Annotated in this window: 18 protein-coding genes and 4 pseudogenes; 18 read left to right on the top strand and 4 right to left on the bottom strand. The window is 38.7% G+C overall.

Annotated features, from left to right (window positions below):
- Positions 1-105 precede the first annotated feature (105 nt).
- The gene (locus ACQKMH_RS21665; protein WP_427589465.1) at positions 106-714 is read left to right on the top strand and encodes a hypothetical protein; all 609 of its coding nucleotides are present in this window, start codon (positions 106-108) and stop codon (positions 712-714) included.
- Here the strand turns inward: ACQKMH_RS21665 and ACQKMH_RS21660 are convergent.
- Positions 711-1,148 carry an Rrf2 family transcriptional regulator gene (locus ACQKMH_RS21660; protein ID WP_230158918.1) on the bottom strand — a complete coding sequence of 146 codons (438 nt, stop codon included), beginning with the start codon at positions 1,146-1,148 and terminating at the stop codon, positions 711-713. The genes ACQKMH_RS21665 and ACQKMH_RS21660 overlap by 4 nt on opposite strands.
- A gap of 323 nt (positions 1,149-1,471) precedes the next feature.
- On the opposite strand from ACQKMH_RS21660, the gene ACQKMH_RS21655 reads away from it, so the two are divergent.
- From ACQKMH_RS21655 to ACQKMH_RS21615, 9 genes and pseudogenes are all read left to right on the top strand, one after another.
- A complete protein-coding gene (locus tag ACQKMH_RS21655) occupies positions 1,472-2,170 on the top strand; it encodes a DsbA family protein (protein WP_427589464.1) in 699 nt (232 codons plus the stop codon).
- 3 nt (positions 2,171-2,173) lie between these two features.
- Complete coding sequence (locus tag ACQKMH_RS21650; protein WP_427589463.1) at positions 2,174-2,584, top strand: disulfide oxidoreductase; 411 nt, start codon at positions 2,174-2,176, stop codon at positions 2,582-2,584.
- Positions 2,585-2,796: 212 nt separating this feature from the next.
- Positions 2,797-3,438 (top strand): NAD(P)-dependent oxidoreductase, encoded by a 642-nt coding sequence (locus ACQKMH_RS21645; RefSeq protein WP_427589462.1) that lies wholly within the window; start codon positions 2,797-2,799, stop codon positions 3,436-3,438.
- A gap of 323 nt (positions 3,439-3,761) precedes the next feature.
- Positions 3,762-5,504, top strand: a complete 1,743-nt coding sequence (locus tag ACQKMH_RS21640) for a phospho-sugar mutase (protein ID WP_427589461.1) — start codon at positions 3,762-3,764, stop codon at positions 5,502-5,504.
- Positions 5,505-5,854: 350 nt separating this feature from the next.
- On the top strand, positions 5,855-6,742 hold the full coding sequence (gene galU, locus ACQKMH_RS21635) for a UTP--glucose-1-phosphate uridylyltransferase GalU (protein WP_427589460.1): 888 nt from the start codon (positions 5,855-5,857) through the stop codon (positions 6,740-6,742).
- Positions 6,743-7,068: 326 nt separating this feature from the next.
- Positions 7,069-8,040 carry a UDP-glucose 4-epimerase GalE gene (galE, locus tag ACQKMH_RS21630; protein WP_427589459.1) on the top strand — a complete coding sequence of 324 codons (972 nt, stop codon included), beginning with the start codon at positions 7,069-7,071 and terminating at the stop codon, positions 8,038-8,040.
- A 351-nt stretch (positions 8,041-8,391) separates the two neighbouring features.
- The gene (locus tag ACQKMH_RS21625) at positions 8,392-9,036 is read left to right on the top strand and encodes a formylglycine-generating enzyme family protein (protein ID WP_427589598.1); all 645 of its coding nucleotides are present in this window, start codon (positions 8,392-8,394) and stop codon (positions 9,034-9,036) included.
- A 199-nt stretch (positions 9,037-9,235) separates the two neighbouring features.
- Positions 9,236-10,126, top strand: a pseudogene (locus ACQKMH_RS21620) (PhzF family phenazine biosynthesis protein).
- 28 nt (positions 10,127-10,154) lie between these two features.
- Positions 10,155-10,301 (top strand): annotated as a pseudogene (locus ACQKMH_RS21615) (MFS transporter); the annotation flags it as partial.
- A 269-nt stretch (positions 10,302-10,570) separates the two neighbouring features.
- On the opposite strand, the gene ACQKMH_RS21610 reads toward ACQKMH_RS21615, so the two are convergent.
- Positions 10,571-11,290, bottom strand: coding sequence for a pentapeptide repeat-containing protein (locus ACQKMH_RS21610; RefSeq protein ID WP_427589458.1), 720 nt, complete (start codon positions 11,288-11,290; stop codon positions 10,571-10,573).
- 16 nt (positions 11,291-11,306) lie between these two features.
- A complete protein-coding gene (locus tag ACQKMH_RS21605; protein WP_427589597.1) occupies positions 11,307-11,585 on the bottom strand; it encodes a PadR family transcriptional regulator in 279 nt (92 codons plus the stop codon).
- Positions 11,586-11,887: 302 nt separating this feature from the next.
- On the opposite strand from ACQKMH_RS21605, the gene ACQKMH_RS21600 reads away from it, so the two are divergent.
- The 6 genes and pseudogenes from ACQKMH_RS21600 to ACQKMH_RS21575 all read left to right on the top strand — a co-directional run bounded on the left by ACQKMH_RS21600 (position 11,888) and on the right by ACQKMH_RS21575 (position 15,817).
- Positions 11,888-12,499, top strand: a complete 612-nt coding sequence (locus ACQKMH_RS21600) for a class I SAM-dependent methyltransferase (RefSeq protein ID WP_427589457.1) — start codon at positions 11,888-11,890, stop codon at positions 12,497-12,499.
- A gap of 32 nt (positions 12,500-12,531) precedes the next feature.
- Positions 12,532-12,936, top strand: coding sequence for a PH domain-containing protein (locus tag ACQKMH_RS21595; protein ID WP_427589456.1), 405 nt, complete (start codon positions 12,532-12,534; stop codon positions 12,934-12,936).
- Between the two features lie 31 nt (positions 12,937-12,967).
- A pseudogene (locus ACQKMH_RS21590) lies at positions 12,968-13,413 on the top strand (VOC family protein).
- A gap of 360 nt (positions 13,414-13,773) precedes the next feature.
- A pseudogene (locus ACQKMH_RS21585) lies at positions 13,774-14,113 on the top strand (class I SAM-dependent methyltransferase); the annotation flags it as partial.
- 162 nt (positions 14,114-14,275) lie between these two features.
- Positions 14,276-15,109 carry an STAS domain-containing protein gene (locus ACQKMH_RS21580; protein ID WP_427589455.1) on the top strand — a complete coding sequence of 278 codons (834 nt, stop codon included), beginning with the start codon at positions 14,276-14,278 and terminating at the stop codon, positions 15,107-15,109.
- Between the two features lie 516 nt (positions 15,110-15,625).
- Positions 15,626-15,817 carry a hypothetical protein gene (locus tag ACQKMH_RS21575; protein ID WP_230158939.1) on the top strand — a complete coding sequence of 64 codons (192 nt, stop codon included), beginning with the start codon at positions 15,626-15,628 and terminating at the stop codon, positions 15,815-15,817.
- Between the two features lie 387 nt (positions 15,818-16,204).
- On the opposite strand, the gene ACQKMH_RS21570 is transcribed toward ACQKMH_RS21575, so the two are convergent.
- The gene (locus ACQKMH_RS21570) at positions 16,205-16,804 is read right to left on the bottom strand and encodes a TetR/AcrR family transcriptional regulator C-terminal domain-containing protein (protein WP_427589454.1); all 600 of its coding nucleotides are present in this window, start codon (positions 16,802-16,804) and stop codon (positions 16,205-16,207) included.
- A 120-nt stretch (positions 16,805-16,924) separates the two neighbouring features.
- Here ACQKMH_RS21570 and ACQKMH_RS21565 point away from each other — a divergent pair, with 120 nt between their 5' ends.
- On the top strand, positions 16,925-17,647 hold the full coding sequence (locus ACQKMH_RS21565; protein WP_427589453.1) for an ABC transporter ATP-binding protein: 723 nt from the start codon (positions 16,925-16,927) through the stop codon (positions 17,645-17,647).
- Positions 17,647-18,663: an ABC transporter permease gene (locus tag ACQKMH_RS21560; RefSeq protein ID WP_427589452.1), complete on the top strand. Its 1,017-nt coding sequence runs from the start codon at positions 17,647-17,649 to the stop codon at positions 18,661-18,663. Before ACQKMH_RS21565 ends, ACQKMH_RS21560 begins: the two co-directional genes overlap by 1 nt.
- Positions 18,664-18,749 lie beyond the last annotated feature (86 nt).

Below are 18,749 nucleotides of genomic sequence, written 5' to 3'. Positions count from 1 at the left end.
GATCTGCGGAGTTATCGACGAAAGGTGCAATTATTTCTCTGGAAATGAAATATATCGATGAAAGGTGTCAGTATCTCTCTGGAAATGACGAAATATTGACGAAAAGTGCCATTATATCTCCGGAAAAGAGGATATATCGGCGAAAAGTGCCAGAATATCTCCGGAAAAGAGGATATATCGGCGAAAAGTGCCAGAATATCTCCGGAAAAGAGGATATATCGGCGAAAAGTGCCATTATATCTCCGGAAAAGAGGATATATTGACGAAAAGTGCCAGTATATCTCCGGAAAAGAAGATATATCGGCGAAAGGTGCCAGAATATCTCCGGAAGAGAAGAAATATCGGCGAAAAGTGCCAGAATATCTCCGGAAAAGAGGATATATCGACGAAAGGTGTCAGTATATCCCCGGAAAAGAAGAAATATCGACGAAAAGTGCCAGTATATCTCCGGAAGAGAAGAAATATCGGCGAAAAGTGCCAGTATATCTCCGGAAAAGAGGATATATCGGCGAAAGGTGTCAGTATATCTCCGGAAAAGAAGATATATCGACGAAAGGTGTCAGGATATCTCCGGAAGTGAAGAAATATCGACGAAAAGTGCCATTATATCTCCGGAAGAGAAGAAATATCGACGAAAGGTGTCAGTATATCCCCGGAAAAGAAGATATATCGGCGAAAAGTGCCATTATATTTCCGAAAAGATATATCGACTAATTTTCATCTTTATCCTTTGCTATAATATCCTTAACGACATCTTCGATCGTTACCACGCCCAATGCCTTTTCCAAGGCAAGTTCAGCAACTGAAAAGATGGGCTCTATTGCGCCCTGTATATTTCTTCCAACAAGACAAGCTGGATTAGGATTTTCATGGATTCCGAATAACTCTTTGTCGGACAGCACGTTGACAGCTTGATAAACATCAAGCAAAGTAATTTCCGATAATTCTTTGGCTAATGTTGCACCAGCGATGCCTGGCCGAACGTTCACTAAACCTGCAGTCTTAAGCATGCCGGTGATTTTCCTGATTAAGGCAGGGTTGGTGTTTACACTTTTGGCAATAAAATCAGAAGTGTTAACGCCTTCTTTATTTATTTCTAAAAGAGATAATATATGGATTCCTACGGAAAAACGGGTACTGATTGACATCTTTATCTCTCCTTTAAAATCTCTATTCTTATATAGTATAAATTATTTAACATGTAATTCAAGTAGTTACAAGTTAGAAAGATGTGCAAGAATAAATTAATTCATGCCATTACTCTTTAAAAGAAAGGGCGTTTAGTCAGTGGCAAAAAATAAAAGGTACGTGTAATTGACAAAACATCATGGTGAAACTTAACATGTAAATGAACCAGTTACAGGTAGGGGTGGAAAGGGGGAAATGAAATCGGCTTTAATGGTTCCTTATAGGTTCCACTATGGCTGTATAAGGAAATTCTAAACAACTACGAAAGATATGGAGGTATAAGATGTCTAATAAAAAAAACCAAAAAAATAATAATCAAAAACAATCTTCTGCATTCACATTTTGGATCATAGGGTTAATCGCTGTAATCATTATTGGCTTTATATTTTTGGCAAATAGAAAAGGCGAAGATACAGCTGTTTATGAAATCGATTATAAATCACAGCCTTTTTTGGGAAATAAATCGGCTCCTGTTAAAATTGTTGAATTCGGTGATTATAAATGTCCAGTATGTAAGACGTTCGAGGAGCAGTTCTTTCCTTCTATAAAAAGTGAATTGATTGATACTGGAAAAGCGCAATTTTATTTCATGAATTTTTCGTTCATTAACGTCGATTCAACTAGATCTGCTAAATTTGCGGAGAGTGTTTATCAGGAATTAGGAAATGATACTTTTTGGAAATTTCATGAGCTGTTATACAATAAGCAGCCTGATGACCCGAAATATGAAAAGGAAGATGTATTTACGGACAAGTTTTTAGAAGAAACGTTGAAAGAAATCGTAAATGACAGCGATGCAAAAAAGGTCGTTTCATCTTTTAAAGCCGAAAAATCCGAGGACCAATGGAATAAGGATATGGAGATAGCCGACGAATTGGGCGTATCTGGAACACCTTCCTTATTTGTTAATGGCAAGAAGTTTGAAGGGAATACAATCGATGACTTAGTGAAAATGGTTGATGAAGCAGCGAAGGAGAAATAGTTGATGAACAAGCCACTATTATTTTCTTGGATCCTCTCCATCATGGCAACTGCGGGAAGTCTCTATTTTAGTGAGGTTCTCCATTATGTACCTTGTACCTTTTGTTGGTATCAAAGAATCCTGATGTACCCACTCGTTATTTTATTAGGCCGCGCCTTTTATGAGCAAGACCTGAAAATTTATCGATACATCCTCCCATTATCGATTTTGGGCATGTTGGTGTCAGGTTATCACTATTGTCTGCAAAAAATTCCAGCTTTACAACAATTCGAAATGTGCCAAAGTGGTGTTCCTTGCTCAGGTGAGTATATAAATTGGTTAGGGTTCATCACGATTCCGTTTTTGGCCTTTATTGCTTTTACTCTCATTACTGTATGTATGGGATTACTAATGAGCAAGAATCGGAAGAACTGATTGGTAATATGATAAGCGCACCATTCCTACATGGAATGGTGCTTTTTTTATCGGAATCGCAATATCTGCGGAAAATGGCAATTTATCTTCGAATTGCAACACCATCCTCCATACTAAAGAATTGACAAATCACCAACATGTAATTTATATTATTACATGTAACTAATTTGATTACAATTAGGGTTTCACAAACGATATAGGAGGAACGAAAAATGAAAATAGGTATTATTGGTGCAAGCGGAAAAGCCGGAAATCTAATTTTAAAGGAAGCAATGACTAGGGGACATGAAGTTACGGCCATAGTCAGGGACGAAGCCAAAGTTCAAAATATCGTGGCTTCCGTAGTGGAAAAAGACATATTCTCGCTGAAATCAGACGATATTAAAGAATTTGATGTGATCGTGAATGCCTTTGGTGCTGCTCCAGGGAAAGAACATCTGCATGTGGATGCAGGAAAGGTCTTAATTGAGGCCATGAAAGGTGCTCCGCAAACTAAACTGATTGTTGTGGGCGGAGCCGGTAGCCTGTTCGTTGATGAGGCGAAAACGACTCGTGTTCTGGATACGCCTGAATTCCCTAAAGAATACTTTGCTACAGCCTATAATCAATCTAAGAACCTCGAGGATTTACAAAGTGCCAATGGCATTCAGTGGACCTTCATCAGTCCTTCTGCCTTCTTTGATCCGCAAGGAAATCGAACAGGTGGGTATAAACTGGGTAAAGACAACCTGCTTGTAAACTCAAAAGGCGAAAGTTATGTGAGTTATGCCGATTTTGCCATTGCAGTACTTGATGAAATTGAAAATCCGCAACACATCAATCAACGCTTTACCGTTGTATCCGAAGCTGAATAATTTTTCCATAGTGGGCGTCGATCCAGTCTTACAGAAACAACTTTTCAGTAAGACTGGGGAGATGTCAGCCATGCCAAATCCATCGACAGACATTGCATTTCCAGATTTATGCCTCCATTCAAATTCATTAGGATATCCACCCCTCTTTGTAATAAAGCAAACTTTTTTATGTTGAAAATATTGACTGATGTCTATTTATTGCTGATAATATAGCGAAGATAGTCCTATTAACGGCTTTTTTATTTCGTTCAGTACTGTTATTTTTTGCTATAATTATTTAGATTTACCAACGTAAACTAGGAAGAAAGAAGGATTATGTGAAAATGGATTGGAAAAGTTCTTATAACTCATGGGTGAATTTCGGTACACTTGATGAGGAAATGAAGTCATTACTTAACAAGATGCAAGATGATGAAAAAAAGATTGAAGATGCGTTTTATAAGAACTTGGAATTTGGCACAGGTGGTATGCGCGGGGAAATCGGGGCAGGTACGAATCGGATGAATCTCTATACAGTCCGCAAAGCGACATTGGGATTGGCCCATTATCTGCAATCGATCGGTGATGAAGCAAAACGCAGAGGCGTCGCGATTGCCTATGATTCACGTTTTAAATCACCTGAATTTGCCTTGGAAGCTGCCAAGACCTTGGCATCAGAGGGTATTAAGGCTTACCTATTCGATGAGTTAAGGCCAACGCCAGAGTTATCCTTTGCCGTTCGTGAACTGAATGCCTATGCTGGGATTGTTATCACGGCAAGTCATAATCCTCCGGAATATAATGGTTATAAAGTGTACGGACCAGATGGTGCTCAACTTCCTCCGGCAACGGCTGATAAAGTGATTGAATTCGTGGATGCAATTGAAAATGAACTGGCCATTTCGGTAAAAGATGAAGAGATATTGAAAGCACAGGGCCTCATTGAAATTATCGGTGAGGATATCGATGCTGCTTATAATGAAAAATTGCTTACAGTTCCCGAAAACAAAAACTTAAGTGAAGAAGTTGATGTGACAGTAGTGTTCACGCCACTTCATGGCACTGCAAATAAGTCGGTAAGGCGGGCTTTACAAGACCTGGGATACGACAAGGTTCATGTTGTAAAAGAGCAGGAATTGCCTGATCCCAATTTTTCGACGGTAAAATCTCCTAACCCTGAAGAACATGCCGCATTTGAAATGGCTATGGAATTAGGAAATGAGGTATCGGCGGACTTGTTGATTGCAACCGATCCTGATGCTGATCGTCTCGGTATAGCCGTTAAAAATAATGATGGAGAATATGTGGTGCTTACAGGTAATCAAACAGGGGCACTTATATTGGACTATCTGTTAAAAGAAAAGAAATCAAAAGGCACTTTACCTGAAAATGGCGTCGTTTTAAAAACGATCGTAACGTCTGAAATCGGGCGCAGGATTGCAAAGGAATATGGTTTAGGGACAGTTGATGTATTAACTGGTTTTAAATTCATCGCCGAAAAAATCAACGAATATAAGGAAAGTGGTAAGCATACCTTCTTATTCGGATATGAAGAAAGCTATGGTTATTTAATCAAGGATTTTGCCCGTGATAAAGATGCAATCCAAGCAGCCGTTCTAGCCGTGGAAGTTTGTGCTTACTATAAAAAACAGGGCATGAACCTTTATGAAGGGTTGCTTAATATTTTTGAAAAGTACGGATATTACCTTGAGGGGCTTCAATCACTGACTTTAAAGGGGATTGAAGGCGCTGGGCAAATCCAAGGGATCCTGAATCAATTCCGTGAGAATCCTCCAAAGCAAATAGCTGGAAAAGCTGTAACGGTACAGGAAGATTATAAAAGCAGCGTGAAGCTAACGGTAGGCACCAATAAGGAGGCAGTCATTGATTTACCTAAATCAAATGTAATTAAGTACTTCCTTGAGGATGGCACTTGGGTTTGCTTACGACCATCTGGCACAGAACCTAAAATCAAATTCTATTTCGGAATCCAAGGTGAAAAGATGGAAGAAGCTGAGCTGAAATTGAAGCAAGTCATGAATGCTTTTATGGAAACAATCAATGGAATAATTAATAGTTCAAAATAAGTCGGTCCTAGGACCTGACGACTATATGAACGACATATGGCCTTTTCCTGATAGTCATACAGGGAAAGGCCATTTACATTTATTTTTGTGGTAAAAGCTGCACGAAACAGTGGAACAATTACATGCATTTATGTCTGTCAATCCGATCAAAGGTATAAAAAAAGGGTGCATGCCTTTTTTGGGGTTTTTAATTTTGAAGAAATTGGTATATAATAAAGAATGTGAAATTGCATTCAGCCGACTAAAATATTTACAAAAAACGAGACTATGTTACTATAAATAAGTGATTAGGAACACTGACTAGTTTTATGGATTTATTTAAAAAGTCAATATGAAGGAGCTACAAAAGAATGAAAAAAGTGAAAAAGGCGATTATACCTGCAGCGGGATTAGGAACTCGATTTTTACCTGCTACTAAGGCGATGCCAAAAGAAATGCTGCCAATAGTGGACAAACCAACTATTCAATATATTATAGAAGAAGCCGTCAAATCTGGAATTGAAGATATCATCATCGTCACAGGAAAGAATAAACGTGCGATAGAAGATCATTTCGATAATGCCTATGAGCTAGAGAACAACTTAAGGGAAAAAGGAAAATTCGATTTATTGGATAAAGTACAATACCCATCCAATTTAGCCAATATCCATTACATTAGGCAAAAAGAGCCTAAAGGTCTTGGACATGCTGTCTGGTGTGCACGAAACTTTATTGGTGATGAACCATTTGCCGTACTTTTAGGCGATGACATCGTTCAAAGCGAAGTGCCTTCATTACGCCAATTAATCAACCAATACGATGCGACAAATTCTTCTATCATTGGAGTTCAGCCAGTAAATGAAGAAGAAACACATAGATATGGGGTCATTGACCCGTTAGCCCAAGAAGGTAGAAGATACGAAGTGAATCGTTTCGTTGAAAAACCGAAACAAGGAACGGCACCATCCAATTTAGCCATCATGGGAAGATATATACTAACACCGGAAATTTTCGAGTTCTTAGCTACACAGGAAACGGGAGCTGGCGGAGAAATTCAATTGACGGATGCCATCCAAAAATTAAATGAAATCCAAAAAGTATTCGCCTACGATTTTGAAGGAAAACGTTATGATGTTGGAGTTGTGGATGGCTTTGTGAAAACTACAATTGAATTTGCCCTACAACGTCCTGAATTGAGAGACGACATTATAAAAGAACTGGAAAATATACTTAAGATACACAAGGCAGCAATCAAATAGTCTTTTTTATATCTGATCCAAGTGAAAAAAGCCGGCTATGATAGGCTTTTTTCACTTGTCCTTTTTCTCAAAGCCGAGCAACTGGAAAGATGTGAATATGGTTAATTTCAATGAATGATTTGACAGAATAATCAGTTTAATCATTAGCTTTTGCAACCGAACCATTTTGGAAAAAGGTAAAGAAGGACTGGAAAACGCATATCTGCCATGGTTAGTCATGATAATCCTACATAATGTTTGATTACCACCAATATAATGCTTTAGCCATGGAAAACATCAGAAATTATTTTCGCTAATGAAGGTAGTTTTGAAAGGGGAAATATAATATGATTTTGGTCGTTGGCGGTGCAGGGTATATTGGAAGTCATCTTGTAAAAGAGCTAGTAAATACAGAAGAGGTTGTCATTCTAGATAATCTTTCAACAGGTTTTCGCTCACTTGTTGATTCGAAAGCAATCTTGGTAGAAGGGAATTTAGGGGACGAAGCGATTTTGGATGAAATATTCCTTAAATACCCGATTAAAGCGGTCATGCACTTTGCAGCTAATAGCTTAGTGGGGGAGTCTGTTCAAGACCCTTATAAATACTATGAAAATAATGTTGGAGCAACTCTAACATTATTAAAAACTATGATTAAGCATGATGTTAAAAATTTCATTTTTTCATCCACTGCAGCTACTTATGGGATACCAAATGTAGAGATGATTGACGAAGGTCAGCCAACAAATCCGATTAATCCATATGGTCGCTCGAAATTGATGGTAGAGCAAATCTTAGGTGATTTTGCACATGCATATGGTCTTCATTATGTCGTTTTACGCTACTTTAATGCGGCTGGAGCACATGAGTCGGCAGAAATAGGGGAAAGCCATGATCCGGAAACACACCTGATTCCTATTATTTTACAGCATTTATTAGGTCAACGGGAAAAGATCTCCGTGTTTGGTACAGACTATGACACAGAAGATGGTACGTGCATTCGTGACTATATTCACGTTACCGATTTAGCTAATGCTCATATAATAGCGCTTCAAGCACTATTGTCCGGGAAGAAAGATACAGCAATCTACAACCTGGGGAATGGAAAAGGATTTTCAGTAAAAGATGTAATCGACACATGTGAAAAAGTAACAGGAGTGAAACCGAACATTGAGTATGCAGACCGTCGCCCAGGAGACCCCGCTCGGCTGGTTGCTTCAGCTAATAAGATATATGAAGACCTTGGATGGAAAGCAACAATAGATTTGGCAAAAATCATTGAAAGTGCGTGGAAATGGCATAAATCTCAAATGAATTAAAGGAAAATAACTAATTCAATGTTAGGTTACCTGGCTTTTCCAAGTGATGAAGAACCAAAACAACGCTTCAGTTAGGAGAACGACTTATTTTAAAGTCGTTCTTTTTTTATTACTGATGTGCGTTCTGTTGGCGTTCGGAGGTGAGTTACCGTTGAAACGCTGGATCGAACACTTTAATGGTGTTGCAACCAAGTATTTAGAAGTTACCGTTATTTAAATAGCAAGGAATATGAAAATGGGCCATAGAATTAAAAGATGTTGGTATTGTAAATGAGGTTGAATTTGTAAAACCAAGTTCATTAGGAGGAAGGTAGATTGTCAAATGATATAAACAGTTACATGGACTATCCAATGGCAAAAATTCCAGGGGGAGAAATAAAATTAAGAGACGATAGAATAAAAAGTAAATGGAAAACGGAAATAAGACCGTTTCGTCTTGCCCGTTATCCTGTAACCATGGGTCTATACTATGACATTACCAATAAGTCACCTCATTCTTTTCATGGTGATCTAAAACCGGTTGTGAATATTTCTTGGAATGAGGCCATTTCTTTTTGTAATCTACTTTCACAGAAAGCTGGACTGGAAGCGTGTTATTTTATAAGTAGTGATGGTGAAAACATTATATGTGATTGGGAATCAGACGGCTATCGCCTTCCTTCAGAAGCGGAGTGGCAATATGCATGTAAAGCAGGGACGACTGGTTATAGATACGGCGTGCTTGATAAGATTGCTTGGTATAGCGAAAATTCAAAGAGCAAAATCCAAGAAGTAGGAAGAAAGGAACCGAATGCATGGGGTCTGTATGATATGTTAGGGAATGTTTGGGAGTGGTGTTGGGATTTATATGATGAACAAGTGTACGGATCCTACCGGATTTTCCGAGGAGGCAGCTGGGCTGAAGAGGCCAGGGGGTGTGGGGCTTCATGTCGTCGTCGCAGCCATCCGTCATTTTGCATAGACGACCTTGGATTCCGTCTCGCCCAATCTTTTTAACTACAACAATAAACTAACTTACGAGACTATACAGCTCAACGATAGTTAATAGACCGCCTTCTCTTGAAGGCGGTTTACTTTTGTGGAATAGCCTTATTTTAAAGCTCCCTTCAAGTCCTTTTACCAAAAAGGGATTTTAATAAGGATATAGAATTACTAATCAGTAGGTTTATCACTCATTTAATAGGAGATGTTCAGTTTGAAAATGGTAAGGGTATTCCATTATGATGCATTCAGTAATAAGCCGAATAAAGGAAATCCGGCTGGTGTCGTCCTAGATACAGATGGGTTGACGGAAAAGGAAATGCAAGATATAGCAAAGTAGGTGGGGTTCAATGAAACCTCTTTTCCCATTAAATCCGATATTGCCGATCTTAGGATTCGTTATTTTACACCAGGCCACGAAATGAATCTTTGCGGACACGCCACAATGGCTACCATTCATGCACTGAAGACAAGGGGATTGTTGGATAAAAACGAGTTGAAGATTGAAACAGGAGCGGGAATATTGCCAATCAAGATCGATTCGACGGCGGAGCAAGAGCTATACATAACGATGAAACAGGCCGCCCCATATTTTGAAGCGTTTAGCGGGGATAAGGGGGATTTAGCCAATTCCCTAGGACTTGATATAGAAGATCTGGATGCGGAATTGCCAATTTTATATGGAAGTACAGGTTTATGGACTTTACTGGTTCCGATAAAAGAACGCAAAGCATTCAAAAAGATGAAGGCGAACAATAACCTGTTTCCACTAATATTAAAGGAAATGCCTAGAGCTTCTGTTCATCCCTTTTGTCTGGAAACGGATGATCAGGATGCCCATATGCATGCACGGCATTTTTCCTCCCCGTTTTCAGGTACGCTTGAGGACCCTGTTACAGGAACGGCTTCAGGCGTAATGGGCGCTTATTATGCAAAATACATGAAAGGTGACCTTGAAAATGAGTTGAACCTGTTAATAGAACAGGGAAATGAAATCGGTAAGGATGGCAGAGTTCACGTTACTGTTACAAAAAAACATGACACCTATGATATTGAAATTAGAGGGAATGCTGTTTACGTTCAAGAATTTGAAGTGGAGGTCTAAGTAAGTGGAGGATGGCCGGTTGTCATTTATGATGGGAAAAAATATCGTCTCTGAATTAGGAGCTGCCTTTGGAACCTTTTGCATTTCCATCCTTATCTATGAACTTACAGATTCCACTGAGGCTTTGCGGAGCATGTGGATGCTATACTTTGTGCCATCCTTGATATTGCAATTATTCATTCGCCTTTATTTTCACCCGCCAATTACTTTACATTCATGGATCACCCCTAACGATAGGGAACGTACTGCTTCATGAAATGGAAGGTATGTTGAAAAATGTAAAAACCCTGATGCTTGACTTGGAACGTCAAGCATCAGGGTTTTTAATGAATCAGTCTCCCATGCTCATCCCTTTTAAGGTTACGGCAGTCAGGAACACGGTTACGCAAATGATTGAGGTGGATACGACAATCGCAATCGGTAAAGTCATTGGAAATCCCTCCTTTAGATGATGGTTACGCTGCTAAGATCGACCTTTGCTCCGTATAAAAAGTTGTAAGTAAGTTTATTCATTGATGCTCCAGTAAAGTCGATTTTCTTTAAATCGGATATCCGGAATTGAACATTGATGAGTGTGGCATCACGAAATGATGCCATTTTCAATGAAGAACCCTCGAAAATGGTTTGGTTGAATGTTTCCCCGTCAAATATAAGACCAGATAAATTACAACCTTTAAAATGAGTCTTGTTATAAATGCTGTTCTTGAAAGTGACGCCTTTTAAATTAGCACTTTTAAATAAGGTACTCGTTAGATTGGCATTTTCAAAGATGCAATTATTTAAGTTACTGCTCTTAAATGTGCTGTTCGTTAGGTCAGAATGACTGAAATCAGAACCGCTTAAATCGCAGGAATTAAACTTCCCATCATGCACGGATACCGAGCGGAAGTCGGAATCCACTAAGCGTTGTCTGGAATAGTCCATGTTTATCGCCTGCTCAAGCACATTATATTGTAGATTGAGTGATTCCATCAGCTCAGATACTTCCCCGATCGAATCCACGGTCAGCTTATACGCTTCCTGCTCACTAGCACCATTCCTTTGATGGTCATTGTATTTTTCCAGTAAGTTTTGCAGCAGCTCTTCTTCCAATTCCTTTGCTGTTTTTGCACTTTTGTACGGGGCAAAAATGCTATGAACATGTGCATTCAGTTTTTCAATCATATATCATCTTCCTTTCTTATAAGAGGCGTTCAAGAATGCGCTTGGCCTGCTCCCAGTCATTTTTATTTTGTATATAGGTGTCTTCCCCGATGGAGGTGATTTTGTAATATTTCCTTCTTCCGCCTTGTGTAGCATCTCCCCAGTAAGAGAGGATGCACCCGTCTTTTTCTAGACGTTTTAAGCTGGAATACATCGTCGCTTCCTTTATTTCATATTGCTCATTTGAACTCACGTATATCAGTTTACTGATTTCATAGCCGTATTTATCGCCACTCTGCAGGAGCTTTAGAATCATCGTATCTACATGTCCGCGAAGCAAGTCAGAGGATAGTTGTCGTTGAACCAAATCCTCACCTCCTTTGGTATATCCTATAGTATATTACTATGACAGTCAAGGTAATTTGGTTGCAAAGATATGTGTGTGTGATCAGTAAATTTGGAGAAGGACTTTAAGAAATAGGAAACGAATATTTGGCGTACGACATATGAAGCAATGGAAGGTATAAATAAGCACTGATTTTCCATATATATATAAGCTTGAAGGAATCTTTTATGTTTTATAGAAGAAGTATGTTAAGAAGTGCAGGAGGCGGAGTGTTGAATAATCCTTGGAATAAAGTTATTTATAAGGTTTGGTCCCCAGTTTACGACAAAATCTTCAACTCACATCTCTTTTTCAATGCCAGGACAAGAATATTTGAAGAGATATCATTTCAGGACAAAGGTAAGATTCTCTTTGTGGGTGTAGGTACGGGGGCTGATTTAGAGTTAATCAAGCACCTTGACCTTGAGGTAACGGCGATCGACCTTTCACCCGATATGCTGAAAAGGGCGAAAGGGAAATATAAAAATACTTCGATCACCTTTTTAGAGATGGATGCACAGAATATGGCATTCAATAATGAATCGTTTGATTATATAGTTGGAAGTTTGGTCCTTTCCGTCGTACCTGATGCAAAAGAATGTCTTCAGGAAATGAGCAGGGTTTTAAAAAAAGACGGGAAAATCATTCTATTCGATAAATTCATCTCTAAAGATGAAAAGCCTTCATTCTCCAAAAGGCTTGTGAGACCCATCATTAGATTTTTAGGTACAGATATTGGCTTGCGATTTGAAGACTTGTTCAGCAGGCATGATAAGAATATGAAAATTGAAGATGATCGAGCGATTATGCTGAATGGTATGTATAGAAAGATCATAATCAGCTAATTTTATTATCTTTGTGAAAAGGAGTGGAAGGTATGAAATTCCCATCAAAAAAAGATTGGTGGATGTATCCCATTTTTCTCGGAATATTCTTGGCGGTTCTCTCACCGGCAGTTATGGATAAAGACTTTGCAAGTCTATGGGTCGGCATTCCCGTCATCTGTTTACTCCTCTGGGTTTGGTTCACGACTTATTATGTCATTGAAGATAAAACCTTAATCGTTCGGTCGGCTTTCATCCATAAAACCATTTCCATCTATGATATCAAATCGATTGATAGGTCCTTTAACCCTTTATCCTCGCCGGCTCTTTCGCTTGATCGTTTAAAAATACAATATGGCATTCATCATACAGTCCTCATCTCTCCTTTAAATAGAGAGGATTTCATTGAAGAACTATTGAAGCTGAATCCTTCAATACGGAGTAGCGTGAATGAATAGAATTTATTAATTTTCACAAAGGAGTGTAGCCGTGATAAAAGGTCTTTACGAAGCACATTTACCAGTGAGTGATCTTGATGTCTCCATTGGATTTTATAAAAAGCTAGGGTTGGAACTAGCCTATCAGAAGGGTAAGTAAGCTTTCTTCTGGATTGAGAAAGGCCATAGCTGGCTAGGTTTATGGGAAACTGATGAAGTGAACATTCCGTACCACCCCTCGATAAGGCATATCGCCCTACAAGTCGATAGGGAAGATATAGAGAAAGCCAAAGGGTGGCTTGAAGAAAAGAGAGTGCCAATAAAGACTGCATTTGGATTCCCTCCTGAAAAACAACCCCTTGTTTTACCTAATGACCCCACGGAGCCATTTATTTTAATGATCCAGATGGTAACTCCATTGAATTAATTGCACCTCTAAGATTGGATTTTGATGAAAGCTTTGAAATGATGTCATTGAAAGATTGGAATAATAGATGAATTATTTGATGTATCCCCTTCATTAACAAAAAAAGTGAGCCGTATATATGGGAAAACAAAAGCCTATTTCCCTGTAATAACAAATATGTAATAAATGACTTTGAAAACAAAAAGGCTAAGCATCCTCTAACGTGGATATTGAGCTGACCATCCGCTTGTTTTATATAAATGAATCATAATATCCGAAAATGGTTTGAACCCGTCATTGATACCTATAAATCCCAGTAATCATTATCTGATCTACAAACCCGTTAGTGTGTGAATGGCTTAAGTAATGCATTTTTGATGCTGCTGTTACATGAGCCCTGACATAAAACGGTATAATTGAAATGTGGAATTTAATGGGGAGTAGTGGTGGTTTTGTCGGAGAAGATTACAACCCATGAAGATGTTTTAAATATGCTAGACTCGTTATTTGTGTGAGCCAACTGCATTCTGGGATGGTTTTTATGAAAACCGTGAAAAGAAGATTCCCTTTTTTGAGAACCTCCCTGACGAGAATTTGATTCATTACTTTGATTGTGAATTACTTGGTCCAGGAAGGGTTCTTGAGCTTGGGGGCGGTCCCGGAAGAGATGCTATTTACCTTGCTCAAAAGGGGTGTTCTGTTGATGCGGTGGATTTTTCAAAAGAAGCCTTGGAATGGGGAAAAGAACGAGCAGCAGAAAAGAAAGTGCATGTTTTTTTTTTTTTTCAAAATCGGTGATTTTATGGTTTTCAAAAGCAGCTGAGAAGGTATATGGAAAGAGGGCTGTTACCCTTTCAAAACCCTGATAATGGCCGATTCAGTCTTGAGGGCGTTAAATGTATCGTGTTCCGAGACCATTTGGAATACTAAAAAAATAAATAGGTGGAGAAGTCTATGCATAGAAATAAAGAGCTATATTCCTTTTTATTAGGTAAGGCAACACAAATGACTGAGGATTGGTACGCAACATTGAATAAAAATGATAAGGCGGGGGTTTATAGTTCACCTGATCCCCAAGTTATAAAGAAACTGAAACAGCAAAATAATGAATTCCACTTACATTTCTTTCTGATCTTTGTTACAGAGGAAAGGGAGTTCTTTAAGCATCTTGATGGTTGGATTGAAGATATTGGTAAGGATGAGCAACATTTAAAAACACCCGTATATTTCATATTGAGGGAATTTTTTCGAACGCAAGAGCAATACTTGGATTATATTGACCAATTTGTTGCATTGCATGAAGAGGAATATACACAAGAGGAAATAAACTCCTGGTATCGGATAGTGATCAAGGTGTTCAGTGAAGTGATGGAGAAGTTTACTGAAGCAAATCATAGATATGCCAATAAAATAATGAAAGCCCAACAGGCAACGATCGATGAATTGAGCTCTCCCATCATATCCCTTAAAGATAATACAGCATTGCTCCCACTCATTGGTGATATAGACACGGCGAGGGGCATGTCCTTGCTTGAAAACATTTTACAAAAATGCGCTGAAAAAAATGTCACTAGGCTTTTCATTGATCTATCGGGCGTTCATGCGATAGATAGTGTATCTGCTCATCAACTGTCACAATTGATTGAATCCCTGCATCTGCTTGGAATCCATACAACCCTTTCAGGACTTAGGCCGGAAATAGCCATAACGGCCGTCAAGCTTCAATTGCCTTTTGATAAAGTGACGATAAAATCCACGCTTGCCCAAGCGATCAATACCATTAAATAATACATACGTAATCATGTCCTTGGGAGTACGCTTTTGTGAAAATTAAGGTTTCATAAGCTTCAACGAGTATGCCGCCATTTGGCGGTTTTTTTATCGGTAAAAGGCTAGAATTATCACCTTAAGAAAATACTGAATAATCTTTTTGTATTTTAGGAACCATGGCATACGATGTGCTAATGGAAAATGGGAAAATAAAAAAATGTAGGAGGGAATAAACGTATTCTTCCCCCAATATTAAGCAGGTGTAAACTTCTATATTGTAAATAAGTATTTCTTTAACAAAACTGAAAATTTACGTTTTATTTACATTTTGAAAACGTATTGACAAATATTAGTTAGCACATTATGATAGGTTCGATTAAATCAAAAATGACAATCGGGATCGATGCACGATATACAGCATTTTCAAGTAGAACATCATTGTCAATATATAAAATTACTTTTGGGAATGATAAAGAATAGCAATTCATTCGTATTTAAAAAGTTTCAGACATTTCATAAAAAAGGCGGGCAAATATGGAGAAGACCTACAATAGATATGTTATTAACGCGACAGGCAAAGGCGGGCAGACATATTTAACACAATGCCAGGATAAAGATGCACTAAAAAAATGGATAGCCGATCATGAGGATCAAATCATAATGAAAGAGTTAAGGATAACGGATAAGAAAAAGAATCCGTTTTTAAAATTGTTTTCTCTAAGGTAAAATCCTTGAATCCCACCATTCTTTAGGCGGTATTCTTTTATTAATTCCTGCGTTATGGCCAGGAACCTTGAAGCCGAGGAATCCATATCTTGTTTCGCTTTAAAACCCCATTTATATCGAATGGGGTTTTTTTGCGTGCAAATCGTATCGTTTACAATTTTATCCTATTAATGTTAAAAATTTAGATGAAAACAGTGGGGAAAGGACAGCTTTCCAAACATGTTTATTGAGGGCAGTCTCCTAGCATTACGATGGCACTAAGAAATATGATCTCGTCCACAAGATGCTTCTCTAGGGAACGGTATTTTTTTATTGCTTATATACCTCTTTACGTTCAAAGGAGAGGAAACGTTGAAAGGCATGTTAATGGAACATGCCTTATGAAGTTCATTCAATGAACGTACGTAATTGGCTGATGAATTTCAAAATTTGAAAATGGATTTTTGCCATTTCCTCAACCGTTTGCTCTTCACAATTCTCCAGCCACTCTTGGATCACGCCTAAGATTGCAGATGTCATAAAGGCGTGCATATACTTAAGAAACTCTTCATCTTTCGCTGCTGGATGCTGGCTGATTAAACGCTCCAACAGTACTTCTCCGAATACGCGCTTAACTTTTTTTGCAAAAGAGGGATCGCCTTTATCACCAAGAATGGCTCTCAATGCATGGGCATGCTCACTGATGAATTGAAAAATCGCTACGAAAGGTGGGTAAAGCTGTTGTTGATGGAGAGCCATAAAAGCTTCTTTCGGCAAAATGGCAGTAATGCGTGCTTGAAGCTCATTCAGCAATTGCTGCTGTAAGTGATCCATCAATTCATATTTATCTACATAATGCACATAGAATGTGCCCCGGTTAATGTTCGCGCGTTCTGCAATTTTTTTCACTGATACTTGTGTGAACCCTTCCTCTTCAACTAGTGCAATAAAATGATATTGTATCTGCGCTTTCGTTTTTTGTACCATTTCCTCATGAATCGATGCCATTTTAATATTTCCTTTCACTAAACATTTTTCCAAATGTGTTGATTGTATTAGACCAAATGCTGCCTTAAAATGATGATACATTCAACACTGTGTTAATTAAAGAGGAAGGATGTGTGTCCATTGAAAAATGTGGTTACCATTGAAGGAATTGCTAAGGGCTTTCATCAAAAAAAGGTCATTGGGTCATTGAACATGAATATTGAAAAAAACGGCATTTTCGGTTTGTTAGGTCCATCCGGTTGCGGTAAGACGACGTTGATTAAAATGATTGTCGGATTGATTAAGCCGGATGCTGGAAAAATCACGGTTCTGGATCATGAAGTTCCAAATGAAGCACTGTTAATGGACGTTGGTTATATGGCACAGTCCGATGCTTTATATACAGAACTGACAGGTGCTGAAAATCTAGAATTTTTTGCGAAGCTCTATCGTTTATCGAAAAAGGAACGAAGGGAACGCATTCAATATGCAGCTGAAATTGTACAATTAACGAAAGATTTGAACATTCGGGTTGCGTATTATTCTGGGGGAATGAAACGCCGTCTGTCACTAGCGGTAGCACTCATCCAAAATCCTGCGATTCTCATTTTGGATGAACCGACCGTAGGCATAGACCCTGTCCTGAAACAATCCATTTGGCAGGAACTTGAGCGTTTAAGAAATGAAGATCATAAGACGATCCTCATAACAACGCATGTAATGGATGAAGCGGAGCGATGCGATAAACTGGCGATGCTGCGAGAAGGTGAAATCATCGCATCAGGAACCCCTGAAGCTTTAAAGGCACAATATGCAGTGGAAACGCTTGATGATGTTTTTTTGAAGATTGGAGGTGAGCGGTAATGCGAATTGCCTCCCTTGTTACTCGAATTACACAGCAGATGCGCCGAGATCGGAGGACTCTCGCATTATTTTTTCTTGCTCCATTGCTCATTTTAACGCTCATGTACTTTATTTTCGATACAGAAGCGAGTGATTTGAAAATCGCCGTTACAGGCAGTGATGAAACCATGGTTAAAGCATTGGAACAAGCAGGTTTTCAAGTAACGATAGCCGAGAAGTTTTCAAAGAAAGTAATGATTGAAAAGAATACAGATGGTTGGTTGCATGTTGAAAATGGCAAAATGGAACTAACACTTTTGAACGATCAACCGTCTCGTGCAAAGGCCGTTCAAATGCAGCTTATGCAGGGATTGCAAGGTCATGTCAAAACCACGCCTTTGATTGAGGAGCAATATGTATATGGGGATGCGAAAACTAAGGGTTTTGATACTTTCAGTCCGATGCTTGTGAGCTTTTTCGTTTTCTTTTTTGTCTTTTTGATAGCAGGGATTGCGCTTTTGAAGGAGCGTACAAGTGGAACATTGGAACGGTTACTTGCTACACCGATTAGACGATACGAAATCGTGGCAGGTTATGTAATCGGATATGGCTCATTTGCTCTGATTCAAACGATAATTGTCGTACTATATGCAGTAAATGTATTGGATATTGTGCTTGTTGGTTCCATTTGGCTCGTTTTATTGACCAATATACTTGTCGCACTCGTTGCATTATCACTCGGTACATTACTGTCGAGTTTCGCAACATCTGAATTCCAAATGGTACAGTTCATTCCACTGGTCATCGTGCCGCAAGTCTTCTTTACCGGGATTTTTCCATTGGATGGCATGGCAGACTGGCTGCAAAAAATCGGAAAAATCATGCCGCTATATTACGCTTCGGATGCCATGAACGGCATCATGTACAAAGGGTTCACGTTCACTGATGTTTCGCTGGATTTATTGATTCTCCTAGCATTTTCCGTCATTTTTATAACCATCAATATCATTAGTTTAAAAAAATATCGCTCCTTATAAATGAACGATCAATAAACGGAAAAGCCGGCTTCCTGGAATGTGAGGAGCCGGCCTTTTGTTTTGTTGGACATTTGAGATGAAAGGGA

It is taken from the genome of Peribacillus sp. NPDC097895 (genome assembly GCF_050277555.1).
In the GTDB taxonomy this organism is placed as follows: domain Bacteria; phylum Bacillota; class Bacilli; order Bacillales; family DSM-1321; genus Peribacillus.
This window is presented reverse-complemented; position numbering and strand designations above follow the sequence as displayed.